At 69.5% G+C, this 16,986-nt stretch carries 20 protein-coding genes; 11 read left to right on the top strand and 9 right to left on the bottom strand.

Going from position 1 to position 16,986, the window contains the following annotated elements; translation table 11 throughout:
* Positions 1 to 23 precede the first annotated feature (23 nt).
* Together IT184_08435 and IT184_08430 are read left to right on the top strand one after the other, a co-directional pair.
* A complete protein-coding gene (locus IT184_08435; protein ID MCC7008828.1) occupies positions 24 to 1,052 on the top strand; it encodes a hypothetical protein in 1,029 nt (342 codons plus the stop codon).
* Positions 1,053 to 1,165: 113 nt separating this feature from the next.
* Positions 1,166 to 1,603: a pyridoxamine 5'-phosphate oxidase family protein gene (locus tag IT184_08430; GenBank protein ID MCC7008827.1), complete on the top strand. Its 438-nt coding sequence runs from the start codon at positions 1,166 to 1,168 to the stop codon at positions 1,601 to 1,603.
* Between the two features lie 8 nt (positions 1,604 to 1,611).
* Here the strand turns inward: IT184_08430 and IT184_08425 are convergent, their stop codons facing one another.
* Both IT184_08425 and IT184_08420 read right to left on the bottom strand, forming a co-directional pair.
* Positions 1,612 to 2,481 carry a hypothetical protein gene (locus tag IT184_08425; GenBank protein MCC7008826.1) on the bottom strand — a complete coding sequence of 290 codons (870 nt, stop codon included), beginning with the start codon at positions 2,479 to 2,481 and terminating at the stop codon, positions 1,612 to 1,614.
* A complete protein-coding gene (locus IT184_08420) occupies positions 2,474 to 3,343 on the bottom strand; it encodes a tRNA glutamyl-Q(34) synthetase GluQRS (GenBank protein MCC7008825.1) in 870 nt (289 codons plus the stop codon). The genes IT184_08425 and IT184_08420 overlap by 8 nt, the downstream gene beginning before the upstream one ends.
* A 59-nt stretch (positions 3,344 to 3,402) precedes the next feature.
* Between IT184_08420 and IT184_08415 the strand changes: the two genes are divergently transcribed.
* Complete coding sequence (locus IT184_08415; protein MCC7008824.1) at positions 3,403 to 3,798, top strand: cupin domain-containing protein; 396 nt, start codon at positions 3,403 to 3,405, stop codon at positions 3,796 to 3,798.
* A 14-nt stretch (positions 3,799 to 3,812) separates the two neighbouring features.
* On the opposite strand, the gene IT184_08410 is transcribed toward IT184_08415, so the two are convergent.
* From IT184_08410 to IT184_08395, 4 genes are all read right to left on the bottom strand, one after another.
* Complete coding sequence (locus IT184_08410; GenBank protein MCC7008823.1) at positions 3,813 to 4,199, bottom strand: VOC family protein; 387 nt, start codon at positions 4,197 to 4,199, stop codon at positions 3,813 to 3,815.
* Positions 4,200 to 4,317: 118 nt separating this feature from the next.
* Positions 4,318 to 5,307, bottom strand: a complete 990-nt coding sequence (locus IT184_08405; protein ID MCC7008822.1) for a zinc-dependent alcohol dehydrogenase family protein — start codon at positions 5,305 to 5,307, stop codon at positions 4,318 to 4,320.
* A gap of 165 nt (positions 5,308 to 5,472) precedes the next feature.
* Positions 5,473 to 5,877, bottom strand: coding sequence for a hypothetical protein (locus IT184_08400; GenBank protein MCC7008821.1), 405 nt, complete (start codon positions 5,875 to 5,877; stop codon positions 5,473 to 5,475).
* A gap of 67 nt (positions 5,878 to 5,944) precedes the next feature.
* Positions 5,945 to 6,427 (bottom strand): HNH endonuclease, encoded by a 483-nt coding sequence (locus IT184_08395; protein MCC7008820.1) that lies wholly within the window; start codon positions 6,425 to 6,427, stop codon positions 5,945 to 5,947.
* Between the two features lie 83 nt (positions 6,428 to 6,510).
* On the opposite strand from IT184_08395, the gene IT184_08390 reads away from it, so the two are divergent.
* Positions 6,511 to 6,936: a YjbQ family protein gene (locus IT184_08390; GenBank protein MCC7008819.1), complete on the top strand. Its 426-nt coding sequence runs from the start codon at positions 6,511 to 6,513 to the stop codon at positions 6,934 to 6,936.
* Between the two features lie 340 nt (positions 6,937 to 7,276).
* On the top strand, positions 7,277 to 7,606 hold the full coding sequence (locus IT184_08385; protein MCC7008818.1) for a PilZ domain-containing protein: 330 nt from the start codon (positions 7,277 to 7,279) through the stop codon (positions 7,604 to 7,606).
* A gap of 186 nt (positions 7,607 to 7,792) precedes the next feature.
* On the opposite strand, the gene IT184_08380 is transcribed toward IT184_08385, so the two are convergent.
* Positions 7,793 to 8,266 carry a low affinity iron permease family protein gene (locus tag IT184_08380; protein ID MCC7008817.1) on the bottom strand — a complete coding sequence of 158 codons (474 nt, stop codon included), beginning with the start codon at positions 8,264 to 8,266 and terminating at the stop codon, positions 7,793 to 7,795.
* Positions 8,267 to 8,350: 84 nt separating this feature from the next.
* Between IT184_08380 and IT184_08375 the strand changes: the two genes are divergently transcribed.
* Together IT184_08375 and IT184_08370 are read left to right on the top strand one after the other, a co-directional pair.
* Positions 8,351 to 9,232 carry a polyphosphate kinase 2 family protein gene (locus IT184_08375; GenBank protein ID MCC7008816.1) on the top strand — a complete coding sequence of 294 codons (882 nt, stop codon included), beginning with the start codon at positions 8,351 to 8,353 and terminating at the stop codon, positions 9,230 to 9,232.
* Positions 9,233 to 9,320: 88 nt separating this feature from the next.
* On the top strand, positions 9,321 to 11,135 hold the full coding sequence (locus tag IT184_08370) for an AI-2E family transporter (GenBank protein ID MCC7008815.1): 1,815 nt from the start codon (positions 9,321 to 9,323) through the stop codon (positions 11,133 to 11,135).
* Between the two features lie 107 nt (positions 11,136 to 11,242).
* On the opposite strand, the gene IT184_08365 is transcribed toward IT184_08370, so the two are convergent.
* Positions 11,243 to 12,106, bottom strand: a complete 864-nt coding sequence (locus IT184_08365; GenBank protein ID MCC7008814.1) for an alpha/beta hydrolase — start codon at positions 12,104 to 12,106, stop codon at positions 11,243 to 11,245.
* A 61-nt stretch (positions 12,107 to 12,167) separates the two neighbouring features.
* On the opposite strand from IT184_08365, the gene IT184_08360 reads away from it, so the two are divergent.
* Complete coding sequence (locus tag IT184_08360) at positions 12,168 to 12,965, top strand: TIGR00266 family protein (protein MCC7008813.1); 798 nt, start codon at positions 12,168 to 12,170, stop codon at positions 12,963 to 12,965.
* A 64-nt stretch (positions 12,966 to 13,029) separates the two neighbouring features.
* Here the strand turns inward: IT184_08360 and IT184_08355 are convergent, their stop codons facing one another.
* Entirely contained in the window at positions 13,030 to 14,124 is a 1,095-nt protein-coding gene (locus IT184_08355) for a PilT/PilU family type 4a pilus ATPase (GenBank protein MCC7008812.1), read from the bottom strand.
* 288 nt (positions 14,125 to 14,412) lie between these two features.
* Here IT184_08355 and IT184_08350 point away from each other — a divergent pair, with 288 nt between their 5' ends.
* The 3 genes from IT184_08350 (at position 14,413) to IT184_08340 (ending at position 16,943) form a co-directional block, all read left to right on the top strand.
* Positions 14,413 to 14,889 carry an MgtC/SapB family protein gene (locus IT184_08350; GenBank protein MCC7008811.1) on the top strand — a complete coding sequence of 159 codons (477 nt, stop codon included), beginning with the start codon at positions 14,413 to 14,415 and terminating at the stop codon, positions 14,887 to 14,889.
* A gap of 159 nt (positions 14,890 to 15,048) precedes the next feature.
* The gene (locus IT184_08345; GenBank protein ID MCC7008810.1) at positions 15,049 to 15,678 is read left to right on the top strand and encodes a hypothetical protein; all 630 of its coding nucleotides are present in this window, start codon (positions 15,049 to 15,051) and stop codon (positions 15,676 to 15,678) included.
* Complete coding sequence (locus tag IT184_08340) at positions 15,675 to 16,943, top strand: hypothetical protein (GenBank protein ID MCC7008809.1); 1,269 nt, start codon at positions 15,675 to 15,677, stop codon at positions 16,941 to 16,943. The genes IT184_08345 and IT184_08340 overlap by 4 nt, the downstream gene beginning before the upstream one ends.
* Positions 16,944 to 16,986: the final 43 nt, after the last annotated feature.

The raw sequence follows: 16,986 nt of genomic DNA, 5'->3' as shown, positions 1-16,986 counted from the left end.
CGTCGACGCCCAAGGAGGCAGGTATGAAACGCCGAGAGTTTCTCGTGAGCGCCGCAGCAGGAGCGGTCGCGGCCACCGGCTTCGCCCGCCCGGCCCGAGCCGCCGGCGCCGGTCAAGCGAAGAAGCAGGCGGCGCTCGACCGCATCTCCATCATGAGCTTGAACTTCCAGAGCATCCTGCAAGTGCCCGACGTGCCGAGCACGCCGGAGCGCACGCTGGACTTCTTCGACTACGCCACGATGATCGCGGACACCTACGGCGTGCACAAGGTCGAGTTCCAGCACTATCACCTGGCCTCGCTCGAGACGTCGTACCTCAGGGAGCTGCGCTCGCGGGTGGAGAAGGCGAAGTCGCAGGTGCAGCAGATCAACCTCGAGTTCAACGACCTGCACTTCTCGGCCCCGCGGGTCCGCGATCGGCTGCTCGCGATCGATCTGACGAAGATGTTCGTCGACCACGCCGTGACGCTCGGCGCCAAGCGCGTGATGGTCAACCAGGGTGGACCGCAGGGGCAGCCCACGCACGAGAACAAGGTCTACGGCATCCCGACGCTGAAGACGATGGTCGACTACGGCAAGTCGAAGGGGATCATCGTGTCGGTCGAGACGCGCGGTGGTGGTGGCGGGGGCCGCGGCCGGGCCACGGGCGCCGGACGGGCCGGCACGCCTGGCTCGCCCGTGACGCCTGCGCCGGCACCAGCCGCTGCTGCCCCTGCGCCGCAGACGCCCGCCGCGCCGCCGCCGCTGACGGGCCGGGCGGCCTGGACGCTGCTCGCCGAGATCATCCAGGCGGCCGGCTCGTACTCGAACGTCGACGTCGGCGGCGCCGGCGCACCCAATCAGCAGGACCTGCACGATTGCCTGAAGATGATGGCGCCCTTCACGGCGGGCACGATGCACACGCGCGTCAACCAGAACTGGGATCTCGCGACGGCGATGTGCTATCTCGAAAACGACCTCAAATGGCACGGCCTCTACACGATCGAGACGGGCCAGGGGCACGCGGGCACGAAAGAGATCTACGACGTCGTCGTCGAGACGCTCACGGCGTGAGGGACGCGTCGGCTGTGGCGCGACGCGCGCCGGACGACAGGGAGATCGGGCGCGCGTCCCCGCATCGTGTCTTGCGCGTCTTCCTCCGCCCGATTTTGTAGTAAGAAGGTCTCGTGAAGCCTGTCGAGCTCCTGCAGTTCCTTCGTCTCCATCGTTGGGCGGTCGAAGCCTCGTCGTCTCCAGACCGCACGCCGCAGGCCGCGCTCATCGGCGTCGCCGTGACGGACGCGTTCGAGATCGTGTTCGACACGATTCTGTCGACGCGCAAGGCGCACAACCTGCGCGCCAATCCCGCCATCGCGCTGGTGATCGGCGGTTGGGGTGAAGACGCTCGCACCGTGCAGTACGAGGGCATCGTCGACGAGCCGAAGGGCGAAGAGCTCGAGCGGCTGAAGGCGGCGTACTTCAAGGTCTTTCCGGAAGGGCCCTCTCGGCAGGCCCTGCCAGGACTCATGTACTTCCGCGCGCGCCCGGCCTGGATCCGCTACAGCGATTACAACCAGCGGCCGCCGCTCGTCGTCGAGTTCTCGGCCGCGACGCTGGGCGAATAGCGGTCGGCTCAGAAGCCTGCGGCCCGTAGCACCCGCTCCGCCGTGTCGTCGTCGAGCGCGACGATGAACGGCTGCTTGCGGACGTGCCAGCGAGGCGGCCGGCGATCCGGACCCCACACGGTGCAGCCGGCTTCCTCGGCGATCACCTGCGGCGGCACGAGGTCGAGGTCTTCACCGGCACCGAAGTTCGCGTAGAGGTCGTGGCCGCCGAAGAGCACCCACATCACGTTGCCGCCGGCGCCGCCCGTGCCGGTCGTCGCGCCGATGACGCCGCTCTCGTGGACCCGGCGCGCGATCTCGCGTTCGCCCGCCGACATCTTCGTGCTGTACGGCACGCAGCCGATGATCGCTCTCGTGCGCGATGCCGTGCGCCGGCGGACTCGACGGGCCTCGCCGAGCAGGAACCGGCCGCCGACGAGCTCCGTGCGGCGAACGAACGCGCCGGCGCCGTGGATCCCGCTGACCAGGCGGCCCGTGGGTCGATCGGTTTCGGCCAGCGGCAGGAACACCTCCGGCTGGAAGACGACGCCGATGGTCGCCACGCCGTCGTCGACGTAGTGTGCCTGCACGGAGTAGAGATTGCCGCCGGCCGCGAAGTGCGACGTGCCGTCGAGCGGATCGGCGCCGATCCGTCGCGCACCGCTGGGCCCCGTGTGGCCTGATTCCTCCAGGCGAAACGACAGAGACGCATCGATCGCGGGGCATTCGCGCTCGAAGATCTCGCGCATCGCCGCGTCCGATTGGCGGTCCGCGTCGGTCACGAGCTCCGTCGCATCCTTGTAGCCTGCGCCGATGGCGCCAGACTGCCGGACGGCCAGCACGCGCTCGGCGCCGGCGAGCACTGCGGTGCAGAGAAGATCGTGAATCCGGTTATGCACGCAGGTCCCTCCCGGTGAAGAGCGTCGCGACGTCGCTCGCCGTCACCGGTTGAGGGGCGGCGAGCAGGCCGACGGCGGCCGCGGCCTTGCCGATGACGTCGGCGGGCGACCAGCCCGTCTCGCGCAGCGCGCGGATGCCGGCGTCGCCATCCGACTTGCTCAGCTTCCGCGCGGGGGTTTTCATCACGAGCGGATGATGGGCGAACGTCGCGGGCCGCGCGCGGCCGAGCAGGCGCGCGAGCTGCATCTGGAGCGCCGTGGACTCGAGCAGATCGCGGCCGCGGACGACAACGTCGATGCCTTGCAGATGGTCGTCCACCGTGACGGCGAACTGGTACGTCCAGTTGCCCGCGCGGTCCCGGATCACGGGATCGATGAGGTCCGGCCCCGGCGTCTGGTGCTGCGGGCCGAGCAAGAGATCGTCGAAGACCTCGGGCGCTGGTGTGAGCCGAAGCCGCCAGGCCACGTCGCCAGCCAGCCCCAGAGCGGCGTCGCGGCACGCGTGCGTGCCACCGCTGACGTGCTGGCGCTGCCGCGAGCAGCGGCAGCCGTAGAGGAGCCCGTGGTGATCCAAGGCGTCGGCGGCCGCCGTGTAGACGGCGCGCCGATCGTTCTGGCGCGACTCGCACGCGCCGGCTCTGAATGCGCGCGTCGGAAACCGCGCCGGCGCGAAACCGAGCCAATCGAGATCATCGAGGAGCGCCGCTTCGTACTCCGGGCGTGAACGTTGCCGATCGTGATCCTCGATGCGCAGCAGCACGTCAGCGCCGTACCGGGCGGCCACGCCCCACACGTAGATCGCATTCGCCACGTGGCCGAGGTGCAGCAGCCCGGTCGGGGCCGGCGCGAAGCGCGTCAGCATCCGACGCTCCGCCGTGCGATCTTGACCGTGGCGCGCGGGCCGGTACACGATCCTCGACCATGGCCACTCAATCCGAAAGCGTCGTCTCCGTCGCCACCGATGCGCCGAAACTCGCCGACGGCGTGCTCTCGATCGAGGCGCTGCCGGCCGACTACGCGAACGGCTGCCGCGTGTTCACCCACTACAACGGCCCGACGGACCAACTGCAGGGCGTCTGCACCGGCATGGCCGTGCTGGACCCCGGAGCGAGCCCGCATCCGCCGCATCGCCATCCCGAAGAGGAGTTCCTGATCGTCGCGGAAGGCACGGGCGAGATCAGCGTGGACGGGAGCGTGACGAAGGTCGGGCCCGGCGCCATCCTCTACTGTGCCGGCAACACGCTGCACGGCATCGTCAACACCGGCAAGGTGCCGTTGACGTTCTACTGGTCCAAGTGGATGGCCCACGGGGCCTGAGCCGGACGTTCGCGTCACTCCGGCCTGGCCACCTGCTCGGGGAGCACTTCGAAGACGAAGCCGTTCACCGGATCGCGAAAGAAGAACCGCTCGAAGGGCGTCGCGCGGAGCGGCGCGAAGACCTCGGCGCCTTCACTCCGCAGCCGCGTCTTCAGCGCGTCGAAGCCGGCCAGCGGATAGCGCACCGCGACGTGCCGGCCGAACTCGCCCTCGAACGGCGAGGCTTCGAACTCCGCCACGCGCACGACGTGGACCTGCTGATCGCGCCCGAGATCGAGCCACTGGGCGTCCACCGGCGAGTTCGCGGGCGTCTGCCGGCGCGCGTAGCCGAGCGTCTTCTCGAAGAACCGCGCGGTGCGCTCGACATCGCGCGTGGGCAGCGTCAGGTGCGCAAAGCTCATCAGCCGAGCATCGTAAACCAGACTCGGCGAGTCGGGCGCGCTGTGTCGTCGATCCCTGCGGCTGGCCGGCACATCGGCACGACTCGCTGGCCGCGAGCATGGGCTGTCGCCGCCAGGCTCAGGGCGTGACGAGCACGGCGGCGCCAGTGATCCGGCCGCCCCGAAGATCGGCCAGCGCGTCGTTCGCCTGCGCGAGCGGATACGGCCGCACCGTCGTGGCGATCGGCACCCGCTCGGCGAGCGCGAGGAACTCGCGCGCGTCCTGTCGCGTGAGGTTCGCGACCGATCGAACCACCCGCTCGCCCCAGAGCAGCCGGTACGCAAAGCCGGGAATGTCGCTCATGTGGATGCCGGCGCAGACCACGACACCGCCCGGCACGACTCGCGCGAGAGCTTCGGGAACGAGCGCGCCGTCCGGCGCGAAGATCAGCGCGGCATCGAGCGGTGTCGGCGGCGGCTCGTTGGACCAGCCGGCCCACGTGACGCCTCGAGCCCGCGCGAACGTTCGGGCGCTTTCGTCGCCTGGCCGGACGAACGCGTACACCTCCCGGCCGGTTCCCAGTGCGACCTGCGCGACGATGTGCGCGGCGGCGCCGAAGCCGTAGATGCCGAGGCGCCGGGCGTCACCCGCCATGCGCAGGGCGCGATAGCCGATCATCCCCGCGCACAGGAGCGGCGCGGCGTGCAGGTCGCTGTAGGACGCAGGGAGCGGGAAACAGAATCGCGCGTCCGCCACCGCGTATTCCGCGTAGCCGCCGTCGATCTGATACCCGGTGTAGCGCGCCTGCGGGCACAGGTTCTCGCGGCCCGCACGGCAGAACGCGCAGCCGCCGCAGGACCATCCCAACCAGGGAACGCCGACGCGATCGCCGGGCGAGAACACCGTGACGCCAGGGCCAACCGCGTCCACGCGCCCGACGATCTCGTGGCCCGGCGTGATCGGGACAGGGACGTCGGGCAGCTCGCCGTCGACGACATGGAGATCCGTGCGGCAGACGCCGCACGCCGTCACGCGGATCCTGAGTTGGTCCGGACCCGGCGATGGACGCAGGCGAGCCACGGCCTCGAGGCGTCCCGCGCCTCGCCGGACGAGCTGCATCGCCCGCATCGATGAGATCTCCATCGCGGATTCGGCTGCCGACAGTGTACGGCGGTCAGCCACCATCCTGCTCGCCACAATCGGCGTGCGCGCTCGGCGCGCTCAGCGTCGAAACGGCGTCCGTTCGTCTGCGAAGAGGGACTCGCGGCGGAAACGTCGGAGCGCGACGCCTGGCTACGGGCCGAGCGCGCCTGAGATGGACGTGGGAGCGGGCGTGTCGCTCACGTTGAACGGCACCTCGACGATCGTCGCGCCGTCGAACTCGCCGATCGCCCAGTAGATGCCCGGTCTGTCGAGCGTGAGCGTGAACTTCAACGGCAGCACGGCGAGCTCGCCCGTGTCCTGAATGTCGGTGTCGCCTTCGCCGACGTACTGAATCTCGTCGTCCGGGCGCCGGACGCCGAGCCGGCAGCGCACGCGGCCGGGTCCACCGGCATTCCAGAGGCCGATCGCCAGCGTCAACTCGACGGTGGGCGGCGTCTCGGCCGACCATCCGCCGATGCCCGTCGCCATGTGGCGCAGATCCGTCGGGTGTTCCGGATCGTACTGCTGACAGAACATGGCGAAGGCAACGGTCATGCGCGGGGGCATCGTCACGGGAACGCGCGCCAGGGCGCGCCGACGACGAGTGTAGTCGAGGCGCGCGTCAGGTGTCGCGTGACGCTGCCATCGCTGGCGTCGCGGACGCTCGCGCGACGCGCCATCGAAGCGTCACGGACACGTGGCACGAACGGCAGAGCAGGCGGTAGTTGTCGAGCCCGCACTCGCCGCCGCCGTCGGCGACGGGGACGATGTGATCGGCTTCCCACCGGGGCCGAGACCGCCGCCAGGCGCGCCGGGCGGCGCGGTCGCCGGCAGGCGGCTTGGCCTTCGACCACTCGCGATGCGCCTTCATGACGTTGAATCCGCAGATCCGACAGACGCCCTTGTCGCGCTTCTTGAGCTGCTGGCGCACGTACCACGGGCTGCTTCGGATCTTCCACTCGTGCACGCAGGCGTCGCCGCAGAACGTCCGTCTCGGCTTCAGGACCGGCCCGCCGCACCAGCGGCAGATCGGATCGCCGGCCGCGTTGCGGCGCGGCTTGCCCCAGTCGTCTGCGGTGACGCCGCGGCGCCGGACGGTGCTCACGCGCGTAATATCGGCGGCGGCACGTATTCAGTTCAGCCGCGTCCCGCTTGGCGCGCGACGCGGCCGCGAGTACCATCGCGGCGATGATCGCGCACTCGGCCCGCTTCACCGTGCGGACCCATGGCCAGGGCACGATGGAGATCACCGACGAGGTCGCGAAGATCGTGCGCGAGAGCGGCGCACGCACCGGCATCGCCACCGTGTTCGTCCAGCACACCTCTGCGTCGCTCGTCATCTACGAGAACGCCGACCCATCGGCCCGCGTCGATCTCCACGCGTTCTTCGACCGCCTCGTGCCCGAAGACAGCGAGTACTTCATCCACACTGCCGAGGGGCCGGACGACATGCCATCCCATCTCAGGATGGTCCTGACCCGCACGAGCGAGACGATCCCGATCGTCGACGGCCGGTTGGCGCTCGGCACCTGGCAAGGCATCTTCCTCTTCGAGCATCGTCGCGCCCCGCACGCTCGGACGGTGGTCGTCGCCGTCCTCGGCGCCAGGGGATAGAGTCGGCCCGCCACCGGCCGATAGACGTTCAAGATACCGGCGGTTGCCGGTAGCACTCGGCCGCGCCTCGCCTGTTGCAGGCCCGGCGGTGTGGAACCGCGGGCTGCAGCCCGGGACGACAGCGGCCAGTCGGTGACGAGTTCAGAGGCATGGCGCAGGCCGTCGTGCGCCGCCGCGTGCAGTCCTGTAATCGCGGTTGCCGGAGTGCGGGCCGAGCTCGCAGTTACGGTGCCGTCAATGCGGCCGGTCCCGTCGCGGGAGCGGGCGAGCTTGCGGTCCGGGAGGGTCGATGATGCCTGCGGGCGCACTGGCCGGAGAAGGACGGCGTACCGGGCGAGTGGTGCCGAGCCAGGAGATCCACGTGCAGGTTCAGGGGTCCGACCTGCGAATGGAACTGCACGACGTCAGCCTCGGAGGATTCGCCATTCGCTGCACCCGGCCCTTTCACACGGGGATGACGCACCGATTCGTCTTCACCGTGCCGTCCGATGGACGAACCGCGACGCTCGTCGCCAAGGCCGTGCACTCCCACGCGTCGAACGGCGGCGGCGACCTGTCGTTCGTCACCGGGTGGGAATTCATGTGCGCGAGGTCCCAGGACGACCAGGCGGCGATCAGCCGTCTGTTCCTCGCGGCGACCGAGCCAACCCGTCCGGAGCGCGTCGCCTGACCGCAGGCGCGCGACGCCTTCTCTGAGAGCCTCGCCCACCACGTCCAACGGCTACCCATCCTGAGCACGGCACGCGCCAATGGGCTGCGGAAGATCACGGCACGAGCCGGCGCCTTCCTGGCTCGATGACGGACCGGCAGGTGTCCCATGCCGACCACGCTCGCCGCGAGTCAGTCGCGCCGCGGCTCATTTCCCGGTGGGCTGCGTTGATGCGATCCGCTGGAGCTTCCTCGCGTGCCGCTGACGGGCCTCTTCCACTGAGTGCGACTGTCTCGTGTGGCGTTCGGCTCGCGAGAGCTTCGCCAGCTCGCGATAGTGAGAGCGCAGCACCTGCAGCTCCTCTTCGGAGAGCGCTTCGACGTCGATCATCCGGTTGCTCGCGCCCTGCAGCGCGGCGACCAGCTCGTTCAGCTTCAAGTGCAGCGCGAGCGCGTCCTTGTTCTGCGCCCGCTGGATGAGAAACACCATCAGAAACGTCACGATCGTGGTGCCGGTGTTGATGACGAGCTGCCACGTGTCCGAGAAGGCGAACACGGGGCCGAGCACCGCCCAGATGACGACGATCGCCGCGGCGGCGGCGAAGCCGGCGTTGCTGCCGGTCCACTGCGTGACGCGCTCGGCGAGGTGCTCGAAGTATTGATTGAGGCCGGAGTGGCGCATGAGGTCCCCCGTGCCGGCGCCGTGCGAATGTCGCGCCAGCCCGACGCGCACAGCGGACCACCGGCCGCGTGGTAACGTCGGCCGATGTCCAGCCGCTACGCCCGTTCCCGCAGTCCGTATCTCGTGCCGTTCGACGGTGGATTCCGCGTGAAGCACGCGCCGACCCGCCCGCCCGACGGCGTGGTCAAGGCCGATAGCGAGCGGGCGCTCGACGCGGCCATCGCCGAGATGCGGAAGCGCCAACGCCGGCTGTTCGCCAACGACCGCAAGGCGTTGCTCGTCATCTTCCAGGCGCTCGACGCCGCCGGCAAGGACGGCACGATCCGCGCCGTGATGTCGGGGATCAACCCGGCGGGCTGCGAGGTGCACACCTTCAGGCGGCCCAGCGAGACCGAGCTCGACCACGACTTCCTGTGGCGCGTCGCGAGCCGCGCGCCGGAGCGCGGGCGCATCGGGATCTTCAACCGCAGCCACTACGAGGAAGTGCTCGTGGTGAAAGTGCACCCGGAAATCCTGGACACCCAGCGGCTGCCCGATCGCGCGCCGACCCCGACGCTCTGGGAGGAACGGTACGAGTCGATCCGCGACTTCGAGCAGCATCTCGCGCGCAACGGGACGACGATCGTGAAGTTCTTCCTCAACGTGTCGAAGCGCGAGCAGAAGAAACGGTTCCTCGATCGGATCGACGACCCCGAGGAGAACTGGAAGTTCCGAGCCGGCGACGTGCGCGAGCGCCGGTTCTTCGGCGACTACCTGCGGGCTTACGAGGAAGCGCTGAACGAGACGTCGCGTCCATGGGCGCCCTGGTACGCGATTCCGGCCGACGACAAACCGTTCATGCGCCGGACCGTGGCCGAGATCCTGGTGGAGACGTTGCGCGCAATGGACCTGCACTATCCGGTCGCCAGCCCTGCCGAGCGCCGCGCGATGGCTGTGGCCAAGCGCCAGCTTCGCGCGGAGACGTAATCGCCTCCGGCATCACGTTTGCTGTCGGGACTGAACGCTCCCTCAGCGCCACGGGCGGCCGCAACGACGGCGTCCGGAAGGGGGGACCGTGCGCGATGCGTTCGCGAGCGTCAGACCGTGGATCACCTTCGCGGGCTGCGTCCTCGTCGTCGCGGTCCTCTACTGGGCGCAGGCGATCCTGATCCCGCTGGCGCTCGCCCTGCTGATCACCTTCGTGCTCGCGCCGCTCGTCGCGCGTCTTCAGAGCTGGATGGGACGCGTGCCGGCCGTGCTGGTGGTCGTCGTGCTGCTCTTCACCGGCCTTGGGGGCATCGGCTGGGCGCTCGCGAACCAGGTCGCGCACCTGGCGGCGGACCTGCCCGGGTACCGCGACAACATCCGGGAGAAGATCGCCGACGTGCGCGCCGCGAGCCGCGGCGGCTCGGTCGAGAAGGTCCAGGAGACGCTGAAGGACATCCAGACGGAGGTCGTCCGAACAGAGGAGCGAAAGGGCACGCCGGCGCAACCGGTGATCGTACGGTCCGAGCAGGTCGCGACTCTCTGGGGATTCCCTGATTGGCTCAGCCCGCTCTTCGGTCCGCTGTCGACGGCGGGCTTCGTGGCCGTGATGGTCATCTTCATGCTGCTCGAGCGCGAAGATCTGCGAGGGCGGGTGATCGGCCTCATCGGCCACGGTCATCTGGCCGTCACGACGAAGGCGTTCGAGGAAGCCAGCAGGCGGGTGAGCCGGCAATTGCTGATGCAGGCGCTGGTGAACACCATCTACGGTGCCTGTGTGGGCGCAGCGCTCGCGTTCATCGGGGTGCCCTACCCGCTGTTCTGGGCGGCGCTCGGCGCGGCGCTCCGCTTCATTCCGTACGTGGGACCGATCATCGCGGCGGGCGGCCCGCTGCTCGTCGCGCTCGCCGCGCTCCCGGGCTGGCGCCAGCCGCTCGAAGTCGTCATCGTCCTCGTCGTCCTCGAGCTGTTCACGAACCTCGTGCTGGAGACGATGCTGTATGCCGGCGCGGCGGGCGTCTCGCAGGTGGCGCTGCTCGTCGCGGTCGCGTTCTGGACGTGGCTGTGGGGCCCGATGGGACTGCTGATGGCGACGCCGCTCACCGTCTGCGTGGTCGTCCTCGGCAAGCACGTCCCCGGGCTGTACTTCCTCTCGACGCTGATGGCCGACGCGCCGGCGCTCTCGCCCGAGTTCCGCTATTACCAGCGGCTGCTCGCACGGGATCAGAGCGAGGCGGCCGAGCTGGTCGACCGTTACGTTGTCGATCAAGGGTTCGATCGCGTGTTCGACGGGTTGCTGCTGCCCGCGGTGAGCTACGCCGAGTACGACCGGGGGAGAGACCGGCTGTCGGACGAGGACGAAGCCGCGGTGGTGGAGGCGACCCGCGACCTTCTCAGTGACCTCGGCAGCCGGCCGCGCGGTCCTGCAGCCGCGGCGCGGGACGCCGCGTCGGCCCTCGCGCAGGAACCGTCCGGCGCCCCGCCGCCGCTGCGCGTGCTGGCCTACCCCGTGAGCGGCGCACCGGACGCCGTGGCGGTCGCGATGCTGCAACTGCTGCTGCCTGGCACCGGCATCACGCTCGACGTCGTCGCGGCGCCCACGCTCGTGGCCGAGGTGGTCGCGCTGGCGCAGCGGGGCGGATACGCGGCCGTCTGCGTCGCGGAGCTGGCACGGAGCGCGCCCTCCAAGTCCCGCTACCTCGTCAAGAAGCTGCATGCCGCGCTGCCCGACGTGCGGATCGTCGTGGGCCGCTGGGCGCCGCCCGATCTGGCTGACGACGGCACGGCCGCGCTGATGGCGGCGGGTGCGACACACGTCACCTCGACGCTCATCGAGACGCGCGACCGGCTGTCCGAGCTCGCCCGCGTGGCCGCTGCCGTCGCGCCCGTGCGCGCGACGGCGTAACGCGTCTGGGCGGAGTCGTCAGAGGCGAGGGAGCCCGTGCTCGATCGAAACGCCCGGCTACCGTTCGATGCCCCTCGTCCCGCGGCGCCAGGCTCATCGCTCACAACTCATGACTCGCGTTGGTCATGACCCGTCGCCGGCGGCGCTGAGGACTGCAGTCCCAGCCAGTCCGCGATGGCACCGATCACCTGCGGACCCCACATGAGCACGTCGTCGTTGTGGCCGGCGTCGCGGACGATGACGAGCCGCTTTGGCGCTGGTACTCGGGCGAAGAGGGCCTCGCTGTCCGCGAGCGGCACGATCTCGTCGGCATCGCCGGCGATGACGAGCGTCGGCGACACGATCTTCGCGATCCGGTCGATCGACGCGAACCGATCGCGCAGCAGCCAGCGGGCGGGCAGGAAGGGATAGTGATGCGCCGCGACCTCGACGAAGGACGTGAACGGCGATCGCAGAATCAGCGCCGCGGGCGGGTCTTCGGCGGCAAGACGCACCGCGACGCCCGTGCCGAGTGACTCGCCGAAGAAGACGATCCGCCGTGGATCCACGTCTGTGCGTTCTTTGAGATATCGGAGGGCTGCGCGCGCATCGCGCGCGAGGCCGGCCTCGAACGGCAGTCCCGGGTTGCCGCCGTAGCCGCGATAGTCGAAGAGCAGCACGGCGGCGCCGAGGCGCGACAGGCGTGCCGCGAGCGGCGCCCGGTGGCCACGATTGCCGGCGTTGCCGTGGCAGACGAGCACCGTGTAGCCCGACGGTGGACCGGCCGGCTCGACGAACCAGCCGGCGAGATCCAGGCCGTCCTCCGTGCGGAACTCGACGGCCTCCGCGCCCGGCAATCCCACGTCGGCCGGAGCCGGCAGATCGCTCGACGGGAAGTACATCAGCGAACGCTGGCCGAACCAGATGACGGCCAGGACCACGAGCAGGATCAGCGCGAGCGACGACGCAGCCACGAAACGAGTGTCGCGCATGTGGGACAATCTGTGGCCGGACGATCGCCGCGCGGTGCGGATTCGATCAGGAGACCGACGCATGGCAGGAATGCACGAGATCGACTACCGGATCATCGGCGAGGACCTTCAGTACGTCGAAGTGGAGCTCGACCCCAACGAGGCCACGGTCGCCGAAGCCGGCAGCATGATGTACATGGACGACGGCATCGAGATGGAGACCGTCTTCGGCGATGGCTCGCAGAAGCAGAGCGGGTTCATGGGCGCCCTCATGGGTGCCGGCAAGCGCCTGCTCACGGGCGAATCGCTGTTCATGACGGTGTTCCTGAACCGCACTGCCCAGAAGCGCCGCATCGCGTTCGGCGCGCCGTATCCCGGCCGCATCGTGCCGGTGCACCTCTCCGAAATCGGCGGCGAGCTCATCGCGCAGAAGGATTCGTTTCTCGCCGCCGCCAAGGGCGTCAGCATCGGCATTGCGTTCCAGCGGAAGCTCGGCGTGGGATTGTTCGGCGGCGAAGGGTTCATCATGCAGCGCCTGCAGGGGGATGGGTGGGCGTTCGTGCACGCCGGCGGCATGCTCACCGAACGGACGCTCGCGTCCGGCGAGCTCATCCGCGTCGACACCGGCTGCATCGTCGCGCTGCAGCCGTCGGTGAGCTATGACATCGAGTACGTGGGAAAGATCAAGACGGCGCTCTTCGGCGGCGAGGGTCTGTTCTTCGCGACGCTGCGCGGTCCGGGCAGGGTCTGGCTCCAGTCGCTTCCGCTGAGCCGGCTCGCCAACCGGATCGTCTCGGCCGTGCCGGGCATCACGCGCGGCGGCCGGGAGGAAGGGTCGGTTCTCGGCGCGCTCGGCGGCTTGCTCGACGGCGACAACTGACCCGGGCGCGCGTGGCCGCGCGCTCGGCGTCCTCCGCCGGCCGCTCGACGCGCCGGTGAGCCGGCTACGACGCGGCGGCCCGCGCCTCGCGTTGTTCGTCGAGATAGTCGGCGATCTCGAGCCGGAGATTGTGCGGGTTCGTCGCGTACGTCATCGCCACGTCGGCCGACACGACGCCGGCGCGGATCAGCCGTTCGAGCTCGCCGTCGAAGTGCTGCATGCCGTCCTCCTGGCCGACGCGCATCGCATCGAGCAGCGTCTTGCCGTCGCCCTCACCGTTCTGGACGTACTCGCGCGTGCGCAGCGTGGCCTTGAGGATCTCGACGACGGCCACGCGTCCCGGCCGGTCCTGCCGCGGGACGAGCCGCTGCGAGAGGATGTACTCAAACGCCTTCGACAGCCTCGTGCGGATGCCCTGCTGGTCGCCCAGAGGGAACACGCCGACGATGCGCTCGATCGTCTTGGAGGCGTCGATGGTGTGCAGCGTCGACAGCACGAGGTGCCCGGTCTCCGACGCCTCGAGGGCGATCTCGATCGTCTCGCGGTCGCGCATCTCGCCGACGAGGATCACCTTGGGCGCTTCGCGCAGCGCGGCACGGAGCGCCGTGCTGAACGACGGCGTGTCGCTGTAGAGCTCGCGCTGGTGAATCGTGGCCTTCTTGTGCGCGTGGAGGAACTCGACGGGATCTTCGATCGTGATGATGTGAATCGCGCGCTCGTCGTTCATCCGATCGATGATGGCCGCGAGCGTGGACGACTTGCCGGAGCCGGTCGGCCCGGTGACGAGCACGATGCCGTGGCGCAGGCCGACGATCGCGCCGAGCTGCTCGGGAAGCCCGAGCTCCGCGAAGCCTGGAATCCGCATCGGGATGACCCGCATGACGATCGCGAACGTGCCGCGCTGGCGAAAGATGTTGACGCGGAACCTGGCCACGCCGGGCAGGACGTACGACAGATCGGCGGATCCGTCTCGCTGAAGCTGCTCGGCCGCGACGGGATGACCGGCGATGAGATCGCCGGCGAGCTCCGCGATCTGCTGCGGGGTGAGCTGTTCGAACCCGCGGAAGCGCAGCTCCACGAGCTCGCCCCGCACTTCGACCTGCGGCGCTCGTCCCGGCGAGAAGATGAGGTCGCTCACGTGCTCGCGGCCGTGGAGCATGGACGCGATCAACTGCTGAGTCGGCACGGCCGGCGCGGTGGGATCGGAGGATGTGGTCACGGGTTGCCTCGTAGGGCTATCGGCCCGACGCGCGTGAGACTGAAGGGCGGCCCGGTCTCGGGCGATGTCGGGCGCGTTCGCGTGATCGCTGGACGAGTGCGGGATAACTCAGGCCCGCCGGCACGCTCCGCCTCGCCCGACGAGGCGGCAGCGGGGCGCGCCTGCATGCGGGCCCTGGCACATCGCGTGCTTCTACGAGGCCAGTAGGACGCGATCGGCCCGACCGACATGGATGAAATCTCGCTTCCCGCCGATGTGTGGGCGCTCGCCGGCCGGCTGGTCATTGCGACGCTGCTCGGCGCGGCCGTGGGCCTGAACCGGGAGATGTCGCTGAAGCCGGCCGGGTTGCGCACGCACGCGCTCGTCTCGCTCGGCGCGGCCCTCATGATGCTGACCGGCTTGCTGCTGACGTCGGCCGAGCAAGGCGATGCGGCGGCGCCCGGCCGCGTCATCCAGGGCATCGTCGCCGGCGTCGGCTTCATCGGCGGCGGCGTCATCCTCCATCGCGCCGACCTTCGAGGCGTGCACGGGCTCACGACGGCCGCGTCGATCTGGATTGTCGCGGCGACGGGGATCGCGGTCGGCGCCGGCCTCTGGCGCGCGGCCGTCATCGCCGTGCTGCTGTCGCTGCTGATCCTGACGTTGGGCGGTCCGATCGATCGCGTCGTGCGTCGCACGCGCGGCGATCGATCGGACGACGACTGACCCGCCGGCCACGGCAGGCGCCGCGGCTTTTTCCTTCATCCCCGGCAAAATCGCTTTCAGCCGCACGCCCGTCGCGCGAGGTGATGCTGTTCGATCACCCAACCGCGGCGGATCGCGTCGTCGCCGCAGCGGCATCGCTCTTGCTCAATCCAATGCCGCATGGAGTCGCTGGCCACCGTCGTGCCCCGCTGGGAATGGCGCGCGTTCGCCAACACGTTCGGCGACGTCGACGATCGCATCCGCGCTCAGGCGTCGGAGATCCGATCGAGCGCCGAGACGTACGTCCTGTGCCGCGACTCGGACGCCAACGTGAAGATCCGCCACGGCGTGCTCGACGTGAAACGTCTCCAGCGCGCAGAGCACGGCCTCGAGCTGTGGTCGCCGATCCTCAAGGTCGCGTTTCCCATCGACGCCGGCACGATCGCGGCGGTCTTCGCCGAATGGGGGCTCGTGCCGCCTGAAACAGGATCGCGGGCGCTCACGATGGACGAGTTCCTGTCGGATGTGGTCGCGCCGACGACCGCACTGCGCGCAGTCGCGGTGCAGAAGGAGCGTCACGGGGCGCTCATCGGCGGCTGCGCGGTGGAAGTGGCCGCACTGCTCGTGGACGGCCGTCCAATTCGCACGATCGGCGTCGAGGCGGAAGCGGCGGATCTCGTGCGGCGCACGGTGCACACGCTCGGCCTCTCGGCCTTCCGAAATCTCAACTACGTGACGGCGCTGAAGGAGCTGACCGGCATCGCCGCCACGTCCCCGTACCACCGCGCGCCGGGAGGGCGCTTGTCATGAAGACGTTGCGAATCGTGCTGGGTCTCGTTCTTGTCTCCGCTTGCGCCGCCGGCATCGCCCATGCGCAGGCCCCCGCGCCGCCGGCCGATGAGCAGACGCCGCCCGAACCCGTGAACGTGTTCCAGGGCGCCGGCATCCTCATCGCGCAGAGTCCAGACCAGCGCTTCAAGTGGTGGGTGGACGGGCGGCTCAACCTCGACTCGGCGTACTACTTCAACAGCGACAACACGCTCGCGAACGGCGTCGAGCTCCGCCGCGCGCGCTTCGCGCTGAACATGCAGCTCTGGCGGACGTGGGTGTCGCAGTTCGACGTCGACTTCGTCGAGAACGCCGTGGACGTGAAGGACGCGTGGGTCGGCTACTCGGGGCTGTCGAACACGCTCATCCGCGCCGGCAACTTCAAGACGCCGTTCGGCCTCGAGACGCTGACCTCGTCACGTTACATCACGTTCATGGAACGCTCGCTGCTCGACAACTTCTCGCCGGACCGGCGCATGGGCGTTGGCATCTCGCACTGGCGCGATCGGTGGCAGGCGTCCGGGGGCGTGTTCGGTCCCGAGCTCGGCGACACCATCGACGAGATCGGCCAGGATCAGACCTACAGCGTCGTCGGCCGCGTCACCGCGCTGCCGATCGGCGGAGAGACGACGTTCGTGCACGTCGGCGTCGCCGCCGCGATGATGAAGCCGACCGCCGCCGTGAACGAGGATCTGTCTGACGCGAACCGCTGGCGCGTGCGGGCCCGTCCCGAGACGCACGTCAATCGCGGGCGGTTCATCGACACCGGCAACGTGAGGAACGTCGACCATGCGAGCCTCTACGGCGCCGAGCTCGCCGCGGCGGCCGGCTCGTTCTCGTTCCAGAGCGAGTACAACCGGGAAGTGCTGCGCCGGACGCAGGCTGGGCTCGCGGAGCCAACCTACGACGGCTGGTACGCGTTCGCGAGCTGGTTCCCGACGGGCGATCGGCGGCCGTACGATCGGACGGCCGGTGAGTTCTCGCGCATCGTGCCGAAGAGCACGCGCGGCGCGCTGGAGCTGGCGGTCCGCTACTCCACCATGGACCTGAACGACGCCGGGGCGAACGTGCTCGGCGGCAAGCAGGAGATCGTCACGTTCGGCGTCAACTGGTACGCGAACGCGAACGTTCGGCTCATGGCGAACTACCTGTACGTCAAGGGCGACGGGAACGCGGATGGCGACCGCGACTACGTCACGGGCGACACGTTCAACGTGTTCCAGATGCGGCTCGGGTTGATGTTCTGAGCCGCGGCTGTCCCTGCGCATGACGCCCGGGAGCCTCACGGCT

The sequence above is a fragment of the Acidobacteriota bacterium genome (genome assembly GCA_020853395.1).
In the GTDB taxonomy this organism is placed as follows: domain Bacteria; phylum Acidobacteriota; class Vicinamibacteria; order Vicinamibacterales; family SCN-69-37; genus JADYYY01.
This window is presented reverse-complemented; position numbering and strand designations above follow the sequence as displayed.